The sequence below is a fragment of the Cytophagaceae bacterium ABcell3 genome (assembly GCA_030913385.1).
Lineage (GTDB): Bacteria > Bacteroidota > Bacteroidia > Cytophagales > Cytophagaceae > ABcell3.
The window spans coordinates 5,105,001-5,115,000 of the sequence record CP133159.1; the positions used below are offsets into that span (position 1 = coordinate 5,105,001).

Consider the following 10,000-nt stretch of genomic DNA (forward strand, 5'->3'; position numbering starts at 1 on the left):
TCCCTTAAATTGTTTCTGGATTTGTTATCAGGCTTCTCTGCCTATCATCTTATTGAGGTACTCCGAAAGCATCGCAGCTAACGGTTGATCGCCTTTTAATCCCGGCGCTTATTGTCAACTTCCCTGTTAATATAAAAGTTCCGTTTGAACTCTTTTTCGTTTGTCTTATCTCCGATTGAGGATACAAAAGTAGGGGACTTGTTTTACATTTCCAAACCCCGCACCGAAGTTTTTTCAATAAATTTATCATCTCCCTGTAAATGAAGATAAAAAAATGTTAATAAAAGAAGCATGTATTTAACAACGTCTAGTCACTAGGATTAAACTACACCCGAATAAATAACATCTTTTATTATATATATTCCATTTAAAAGTTAAAAAAAGACATCTCCAAGCATATAATCATAATATAATATTGAAAAATATTATACGTTGAATCAGGATACTTTACTAAATTGCTAGGCAAACATTTAATAACCCACAAAACTGCAAAGAAGCAAGTATAAATGGATCTTAAAAACAACTCAGCACAGATAAGCCTACACATTTTACTAGCCCTTGTCATACTATTCACCTTCTACTCGAAGGTTATCTTAAACCTAAACAGCAGCTATTTTGGTATCACTGGAGATGGCATACAAGCCTACTATGCAACTTTGTATCACTTAAATTATGATGATACTTATTTTCAGTTTAACGGGATGAACTATCCTTATGGTGAAAACATTTTTTTTACCAGTGGTTTAACCCCTATTTCCTTAATAGTAAAGTACCTAGACCCTTACTTCCCGTTCTTAAAAAACTATACGTTAGGAATAATTAACTTCCTGACAATCTTTTCACTACTTGTATGTGCGCCAATTATATTTTTAATACTTAGAAGGTTTAACATTCCTTTGGTATTTTCACACTTGGCAGCAATAGGAATAGCCTTCGCATCTCCTCAAATCCCAAGATTTGGCGGCCACTATACCTTATCATATGTTTTTGCTATTCCTCTAATTATCTATTTATTAACAAAGTTCTATGACAGACCAACAAAAACAATTAGTATTTTAGTATGCATTTCTGTGACTATACTCGGTTTTTTTCATTTATACTATTTTGGAATTCTAGGGTCTATAATTCTATTGTTTCTCCTTTTCGCCTTTATTTCAAAAAAAATAAGTTTACAAAGTAGCTTATTAAATGCGGCTATTATGTTGGCTTTACCTTTTATAAGCATAAAACTAGCAATGTATTTTACTGATCCTATAACCGATAGGACAATGAACCCTTGGGGATTGTTTACTTATGTATCAAACCCTTTAAGTGTATTTTTCCCAGTAAGCAAGCCACACGACTCCTATTTACTTTTCCCCAAATATATCAATCTTCCTTACTTACAGTTTGAAGGCATAGCTTTTATAGGAATGAATGCACTAATAGTAGTTTTAATAGCAGTTGTCTTCCTAGTCAAAAGATTGATAAGAAAAGAATTTTCGAAGATCTTACCTATAACAGATAATGGGCTCATCAATTTACTTTTTTGGATCGGTATAGTAACATTAATCTTTTCGTTTGGCTGGATTCTATCCTTATCCATGCCATTGTTTGATTTAGTACCCTTTCTGAAACAGTTGAGAGGTGTAGGTAGGTTTTCTTGGATTTTCTTCTATATCATAAACCTTGTTGCTTTCTATACCATTTATAAATATTCCACATCTTTAAGTACAAAAAAAAGGTATGCATTATACACTGCAGTATTTTTTCTTCTAGGATATGATGCATACATAGCTAATAGAAACCATGGAGAGATCTTAAACAAATCGATACCAGAGTTGGTAGATACTAAAAACCAGACCATTAATAATATATGGTTAAATAAAATTGATATTTCACGATATCAAGCCATTATTCCTTTTCCATATTTCCATGTTGGCTCTGAAAGCATTTGGATTCAGAAACCATCCAACATATTTAAGTATACATCTATATATTCTTTAAAAACTGGTTTGCCCACAACTGGGGTACATATGAGCAGGACTTCCCTGTCTCAAACCTATAAGAATGTAGCAGCCTATATTGAACCATACAAACCTTTAGAAGTAGTTAAAGATTTCAAATCAAAAAAACCCTTCTTGGTATTAGCCATTGAAGAAGAACTTGAGCCAACTGAAAAAACAATAATAGACAAAAGTAAACTAATTCATAAGGGTCCTGAATTCTCAGTATATGAGTTACCATTTTCTACTTTAGAAAACCTCCATAATGAAAATAAACAAAAGGTTTTTAACGAGTATAATTCATTAGAAAAGCACCTATTAACCAATGGCTTTGAAAGTAACAACCCTCAATGCAACATGATCAATTTGACATTTGATGAGGGGGCGGGTAACAAAGTCTTAAGAGGAAATGGCAGTTTACTGGTAGACATAACACAGGAAACTACTCTATATGATGGACCAGCACCTTCTCAAAAAGAAATTACCCCTTATGTGTTAAACTTTTGGGTAGGTGATTTTACGAAAGATGTTTATGCAAGAGGCCGCTATGTTATAGACCTCAAAGACAACGATGGAAATATAATCAAAAGACACGAAGATCAGTATTTCAGAAAACTAACTACCTTAGACAATGATTGGGCTTTAATAGAAGTAGATTTTGATCTAGATGAAAACTGCTCACATATAGCGGTAAAAGTTAAAAATAACGAAATGGTCAAAGGAATGATTCATTTTGACGAAATGCTAATAAGACCAGCTAATGCAGATGTTTACAAATATGACCAAGATAAAGGTCTACTGTACAAAAATAACAGGGTATATGTACAAAAACCGCAATAGTTTATATGGACAAATTCCCGGGTTTGATTTGATAAGTTGTCAGAACAAGTAATAAACAAAAGCATAAACTGAATAAGTTTCTAACTACTGCTTACTTGGACTTTATAAGTCTGAAACGAATGAAAATAAATATAAAATTTAAAATTTCTTTAAATAAAAGTTTAAAGTTAATTTTAGAAAAAACAATTCCAGGTTTTAGCTTTACTTCTATAGGTTTAAATATAATACCTTGTGTTCTAGCCGCTAAGAATATAAATTCTATATCAAAAAGGTATCTCTTAATAGAGGTTTTCAAGAAAATATCTTTTCCTCTTTGGTTAAAACCTTTTAAACCACACTGAGTATCATTAACTGGTATACTTAATAATTTTCGAGTAATGTAACGTAAGAATTTTGAAAGTTTTACCCTTTCAGGTGGAACTTTTTCATAGTATGATTCATCTCGAATACCTAAACAAATATCTGCTTCTTTATGAACTAGGACATTATAAACCTTTAATAAACTATCCTCCTCATAAGGAAAGTCAACATCGGTAAAAATTACAATTTCACTTTTAGTCTTTTTAACACCTTTCCTTAAGGCATACCCTTTCCCTCTATTAAAGTAATATGAAATATAATGAAAAGACTTAATATTAGCATTTAAGTACTCTATATCAGAATCTTTAATTTTTTTTCCTGATCCATCATTTACTAGGTAAATATTGATATTTGTATCCGGCAACCTTTTGCATAAGGTTTGATAGGAGGAAATAATGGTTTCTACCCAAGAGTCTATTGGGTTATAACAGGGTAGTACTATATCAAGATTCATTTAAAGTTCGTTCAAAGTAATTCACTTGACTCCTCAAAGAATAACAGCAGGCTTGCAAAACATTCTATATTTTAACTATAGAATCAACTAAAGAAATACAAAGTTATGACTTTTTGGGATTAAAGAAACTGACTGAAGATTTTTTTATAAAACGGGTGAGTACCATATAAAATTTAATCAAATGGGGTATAAATAAATTATTGGTTATTTTCTGTTACCAACTACTTATAGGTTGCAATCGTAAAAGCAACAAGTTAACAGGCTACTCCACCAATGATTCAAAAGCATCATCACTATTCAGTCACCTTAACACATATCCCGAAAATGCACCCTGAAATATGTTACTTTTAAGTGTGTAAAATGATGAATTTATAGATAAAATATTTTGTAAATATGCCAAGAAGGAGTGAGTGCCCAAAAAAGGTACACTCACTATATATCAAATACTGATGATTTTTCAGTATAATGGAAAAAATATTTGCGTTTGCCTATACCATCAAAGGTATATAAATATTGAATCCTAACACTCCTAATAATATGTCAACTAATATGCTTATGTATAATAAAAGTTACAACTTAACGAATTTACCTTTCTTATTCCCAGTTTCACTTAAAATCTCATAAATATATACTCCACCCAATAAGTCAGCAACTTCAATTCTGCTATTCTCTTCAATAAGTGTCATACTTCTTACTTTTTGACCACTCATATTATAAATATTTATTTGGGATTTACTGTTAGACGCTCCACTAAACATTACATGCAGAACGTCTTGTACTGGATTAGGGTAAAGTTTGAATGCGTTTTCATAACCTTCATCTATATTTGTTATATTTTCTTCATCTTCCTCTCCTTCCGTTTGTGCCTCTCTAGCCGTTAAAGCACCACGTGAACATCTCATATCTAAATAACATGCTCCAGCAATACCGTGAAGCTCTGTTGATCTTGTACCTGTACGACCAGTCTTCACTTCAATAATATCCTTAGTAAAGTCTGCGGTAAGGTTTCCTAGAACAAAATCACTGTTTGGTCTATTACCCATTCCAGTTCCTGTTTGTCTTTTAAAGCCTTGGTAATTACTTTCTCCACTTAAAACATGAACCTCTGTGCTACGTGTTCCTGTATTCTGCTTTTTTATAGCAACTACATCAGGCCGACATCTTCCTCCTCTGATATTTAATAAAAACTTGAAATCTTCATAGGCATTCCTTAAAGGAACCTGCCTTTGATACAAATATGAATTAAAATTATCTCTTCCATTAAGAATATGAATTTCCGCCTGGGTTGATCCATTTGCCCTTCTTGTGGCTATTGCATACAAGTCATTAAATCCATCATTATTATAATCTCCTACTAAAAAATGCCAGTCATCATTAGTTTCACGATGAATAGTAGCCCTTTGCAGCAAAAAAGATTTAAATCGTGTCCTTCCATCTAAGACATGAACTTCTGTCCTACCTGAGCCATTTCTCCTAGCTATTGCATATAAATCAAGAATACCGTCCCTGTTATAATCTCCTACTTGAAAATCCCACCCGTCTGTTTCACGAAGAATGGTAACTTCTTGCAAATTGAACCTTCGAAAATTAGATGCTCCATCCATAATATGGAGATCAGTTCTCCCGGAACCAGTTTTATGATTAACAGCCCAAATATCCACTTTGCCGTCATTATTATAGTCCCCACTCGCAAACTTCCAACCTTCACCGGTTTCACGGAGAACAGTTCCTTGTTGTCTAATAAAGCCATTTATGTTAATACTGTTAGTTGTTGCTTGCTGCCAGTACCATCTTCCATCCAATCCGGTATACCGATATTCAGCCATTACTGCATACGTACCATAATTAGACTGTAAGCTAGGCATCGACATATTTATATAAACCACAAACTCTCTCGTCTGTTTCGAATGAACATCTTTATTACTTTCAACTGAAATTTGAATATTGTGATCCATAGGGTTTATTATTTGACCGTTCCTAGAAAGCCAAAACCTGAAACTTCTGTCTTCCAGAACCCCACCATCATTTCTAAAAGTTGCCATTAATTCCACCGGGCCTGAACACACTACCTGATGACCATCTCTGGAATTATTATAAAAAAGAGAGGCTTGATTAGGAAGTGTTAATTGCTGAGCAGAAATTTCAACTCCTGAAAAAAAAACACTTAAAAAAATAAATGCAAGAACTTTTAAATAGCATTGGTTGTACAAGTTTTCCATAGTAATATTTTGTTTGAAAATGGAAACTTTACAAAGTTAAGCAAAATATTACAAAAATATAAATTACCGAAAAAAGATACACTATTAACTATATAAAGTTATGTGTTATGCAAAACAACAAACATGCTCTATAGCCATTAAATACTCGTGTTGTTCTTATAAAGCACGTATATGTGAAAACTCAAAACTCTAACAACTGTTGCCTCAGTTGTGCTAGAGATAATTAAAATACAATGTAATGTCAACAATTATTAAAATTAGAAACCAAAAATAAGAGGAAAGTTTTAACTCTCAAAAAAGAATAAATTTTATGGGTCACCGTATTTTTCTGGGGATTTAAGCAAAAAGCTTAGAGAGCCTGAACAAGAAGAACCTTGTATCTACAACGCCTCTTAAGTTTGCCCTGAAGAGCTTTATTTTTGAATTAAAAGATTCCGCATTTGCATTGGTAGATCTATTGTCAAAGAAGTTTAGAATATTGCTCATATGGTTGCTTACTGTATTTGCTACCGTTAAAAATTCCTTGGTTTCCATCTCATGAGTTTTATTGATCCATTCAGCAAACTTTTTTTCAGCGGATATTTTTGTGTTGCTTTCATATATTAGCCTAAACCCAAGAACATGGTCATAAGCTTTTTTGAGGTCTGGATAATTTTCAAAAGCTATGTTGGCTCTCTGCTCTTGGCTTTGAGTCCAATCAGCTTTCTTTTTGGCAAAGACATACCTGCAGCGGGCCAAAAGTTGCTTTGGGGTGTCCCCATTGGGCAATAAGGGTGCTTTATACCTAACGCCATTCTTTTTGGCAGCTTCGATAGCCTTGTTTTCCATATCTAGTTCAACCCATCTTTGATTGACCCTTATATGTTGTAGAGCCTCCAGGGCCAGCCTTACTACATGAAAGCGGTCTGTAACCAAATTTGCCATGGGGAAACATGTTCTTGCGGATGACTCCATGTTTTTTGCCATGTCAAGGGTTACTTCCTTTACTTTATTCCTTTGTTCCAGAGGGATTTTCTCTAGGACTTGTATGATATTTGCCGACAATGTGCCTTTTACAGAAGCTACCAAAGAGCCTTTTTTGCCTCTCCCGTTTTTATTGGTAATAAAAGTGTACAACTCTCCTTTTGACAGTGCAACTTCGTCTATACTAAGATGCTCTCCGATATTGTCCGGAAAGACCAAATAGTCCTCTGCATGCTCTTTTTGTTCCCACTGCTTAAACCCACTGCTTTTCTTCTTATAGTGCCTCCTCAACAAATCCCCTTTGACCTCATAATAGCTGCCAATGTTACCAATGGTATCTTCGCGGGTCTCGACCTGTACCTTTTAAAAAATCTGAAAGCTCTTGAGTGATTTTAGAGCCTTCAGCTACAAATGAATAGTCATTGTAAACTATTTTGTTCTTGCATGTTTTATGCCTCCACCTTCGTCGCTTAAATTCAAGATAAACGGCTTTTCCCCTGATAGGGAAATCTTGAACAATTTTAGGTTCATAAAAACCTTTAGACTCGTACTCTTCAGGATTATGCTTTCCTAATAGCCGGTTCTGCTCAATGAGGTTGATTTTATAAAAAGCTCTTTTGCTGTTCAGGTCACATAGCTCTATTACAGCTTCTATTTCAAAAAAATCTAGTATGCCTTCCGGCAAAAAAGGGGCAATAATGCTTTCTTTCATCTTGCCTTAAAATTAACAAATAAAACCAAGACTCCCCAACTTTTACGTGTGAGCCAATTTTATTTCTCATCCCATAGTCTTTACCGGTAAAATTAATATTTCGCACCTGAGCAACCTGTCCCAGAAATGGGTTTCCCACAATTACTTTATAGTAATAATAATCACTCATTTGGTACGCAATAGAAAGAGCAGCGGTCTTAACTTTAGTAATATACGGCACGCGCCGATTGAAAATCGGCACTACTTGCATAAAAAAAGCCTTGCCGTTTACACGACAAGGCTTGTACAAAACTGGCAACGACTTACTCTTCCACGTTTTACCGCAGTACCATCAGCGCGACGGGGCTTAACTTCTCTGTTCGGAATGGGAAGAGGTGGACACCCGTGCAATAGTCACCATTAAGATCTTTAAGGTTACCACCCTTTTGGCGGACACCTGTGCTACCCCGATAGCTATCGGGATCACCATTAAGTTTTTTTTCGGTGTACCGCTATACTTGCGGTCACCTTGTTGGCCGTCCCCTACATTTGGGGAAGCTCTAATATTTTTAACATGTGAAAAGCAGACTAATAGAAATTGGCAGCGCAAAAAAGAAAGTCTCCGGGTAATTAGTATTGCTCAGCTTTGACATTTCTGCCTTTACACTTGCAACCTATCGACGTCATAGTCTCTGACGACCCTGTATAGAAGCCTCATCTTGAGGCGAGTTTCGCACTTAGATGCTTTCAGTGCTTATCTCGTCCGAACGTAGCTACTCTGCAATGCACCTGGCGGCACAACAGATACACCAGAGGTTCGTCCAACCCGGTCCTCTCGTACTAAGGTCAGCTCCTCTCAAGCTTCTTACGCCCACAACAGATAGGGACCGAACTGTCTCACGACGTTCTGAACCCAGCTCGCGTGCCACTTTAATCGGCGAACAGCCGAACCCTTGGGACCTTCTCCAGCCCCAGGATGTGACGAGCCGACATCGAGGTGCCAAACCTCCCCGTCGATGTGAGCTCTTGGGGGAGATCAGCCTGTTATCCCCAGAGTACCTTTTATCCTTTGAGCGATGGCCCTTCCATGCGGAACCACCGGATCACTATATCCGTCTTTCGACCCTGATCGGCTTGTTGGCCTCACAGTCAAGCACCCTTTTGCTATTGCACTCTGCGCACGGTTACCAAGCGTGCTGAGGGTACCTTTGAAAGCCTCCGTTACTCTTTTGGAGGCGACCACCCCAGTCAAACTACCCACCATACAATGTCTCCGCCATCTGGCGGATTAGACTCCAGATAAGGAAAGGGCCGTATTTCAAGGACGGCTCCGCGATGCCTGGCGACACCGCTTCTCAGCCTCCGGCCTATCCTACACATCCCTTACCCAAAGTCAATGTAAAGCTATAGTAAAGGTTCATGGGGTCTTTCCGTCCCGTTGCGGGTAAGCGGCATCTTCACCGCTACTACAATTTCACCGAGCTCATGGCTGAGACAGTGCCCAGATCGTTACACCATTCGTGCAGGTCGGAACTTACCCGACAAGGAATTTCGCTACCTTAGGACCGTTATAGTTACGGCCGCCGTTTACCGGGGCTTCAGTTCAACGCTTTGGGTCGCCCCTAACGTCCCCCCTTAACCTTCCGGCACCGGGCAGGTGTCAGTCCTTATACCTCATCTTTCGATTTCGCAAAGACATGTGTTTTTGTTAAACAGTCGCCTGGGCCTTTTCACTGCGGCCTCTCATTGCTGAGTAGGCGCCCCTTCTCCCGAAGTTACAGGGCCATTTTGCCGAGTTCCTTAGCCATGACTCACTCGAGCACCTCAGGATTCTCTCCTTGACTACCTGTGTCGGTTTACGGTACGGGCGGCAATACGGATTAACGCTTAGAGGATTTTCTTGGAAGTCTGGTTAGGGCCATTATCTCATTGGCCGGAGCCGCTGAGTACTTTCGCAGTTCAGCAAGGCCGGCGGATTTGCCTACCGGCCCTATACCTAATTGCTTAAACGCACTATTCCGTCAGTGCGCAGGCCTTTCACTACTCCGTCTCCCCATCACTCCATATCGCCGGTACTGGAATATTAACCAGTTGTCCATCGAATGCCCCTTTCGGGTTCTCCTTAGGTCCCGACTAACTCCCGGCTGATTAGCATGGCCGGGAAAACCTTAGTCTATCGGTGTGCGGGTTTCTCGCCCGCATTATCGTTACTTATGCCTACATTTGCTTTTCCAAACGCTCCAGAAAACCTTACAGTTCCCCTTCGCCGCTGTTTGGAATGCTCCCCTACCACTTGTACATTAATGCACAAATCCAAAGCTTCGGTACCACGCTTGATGCCCGTTTATTATCGATGCCCTGCCGCTCGACCAGTGAGCTGTTACGCACTCTTTAAATGAATGGCTGCTTCCAAGCCAACATCCTGGCTGTCTCGGCAGCTGGACCACCTTAGTTCAACTTAGCGTAGATTTGGGGACCTTAGCTGTTG

General features: G+C 37.8%; 5 protein-coding genes and 2 rRNA genes (1 of these 7 running past the window's edge). 1 reads left to right on the forward strand and 6 read right to left on the reverse strand.

Going from position 1 to position 10,000, the window contains the following annotated elements:
• Positions 1-506: 506 nt before the first annotated feature.
• Complete coding sequence (locus RCC89_21015) at positions 507-2,825, forward strand: hypothetical protein (protein ID WMJ75615.1); 2,319 nt, start codon at positions 507-509, stop codon at positions 2,823-2,825.
• 91 nt (positions 2,826-2,916) lie between these two features.
• On the opposite strand, the gene RCC89_21020 is transcribed toward RCC89_21015, so the two are convergent.
• From RCC89_21020 to RCC89_21045, 6 genes are all read right to left on the reverse strand, one after another.
• Positions 2,917-3,639, reverse strand: a complete 723-nt coding sequence (locus RCC89_21020; GenBank protein WMJ75616.1) for a glycosyltransferase family 2 protein — start codon at positions 3,637-3,639, stop codon at positions 2,917-2,919.
• A 569-nt stretch (positions 3,640-4,208) separates the two neighbouring features.
• The gene (locus tag RCC89_21025) at positions 4,209-5,858 is read right to left on the reverse strand and encodes a T9SS type A sorting domain-containing protein (GenBank protein WMJ75617.1); all 1,650 of its coding nucleotides are present in this window, start codon (positions 5,856-5,858) and stop codon (positions 4,209-4,211) included.
• Positions 5,859-6,194: 336 nt separating this feature from the next.
• Positions 6,195-7,115: a transposase gene (locus tag RCC89_21030; protein WMJ75618.1), complete on the reverse strand. Its 921-nt coding sequence runs from the start codon at positions 7,113-7,115 to the stop codon at positions 6,195-6,197.
• A gap of 31 nt (positions 7,116-7,146) precedes the next feature.
• Entirely contained in the window at positions 7,147-7,533 is a 387-nt protein-coding gene (locus RCC89_21035; protein ID WMJ75619.1) for a hypothetical protein, read from the reverse strand.
• A gap of 289 nt (positions 7,534-7,822) precedes the next feature.
• Positions 7,823-7,934: ribosomal RNA gene (rrf, locus tag RCC89_21040) — 5S ribosomal RNA — on the reverse strand.
• 188 nt (positions 7,935-8,122) lie between these two features.
• Positions 8,123-10,000, reverse strand: a 23S ribosomal RNA gene (locus RCC89_21045) (it continues 1,022 nt past the right edge of the window).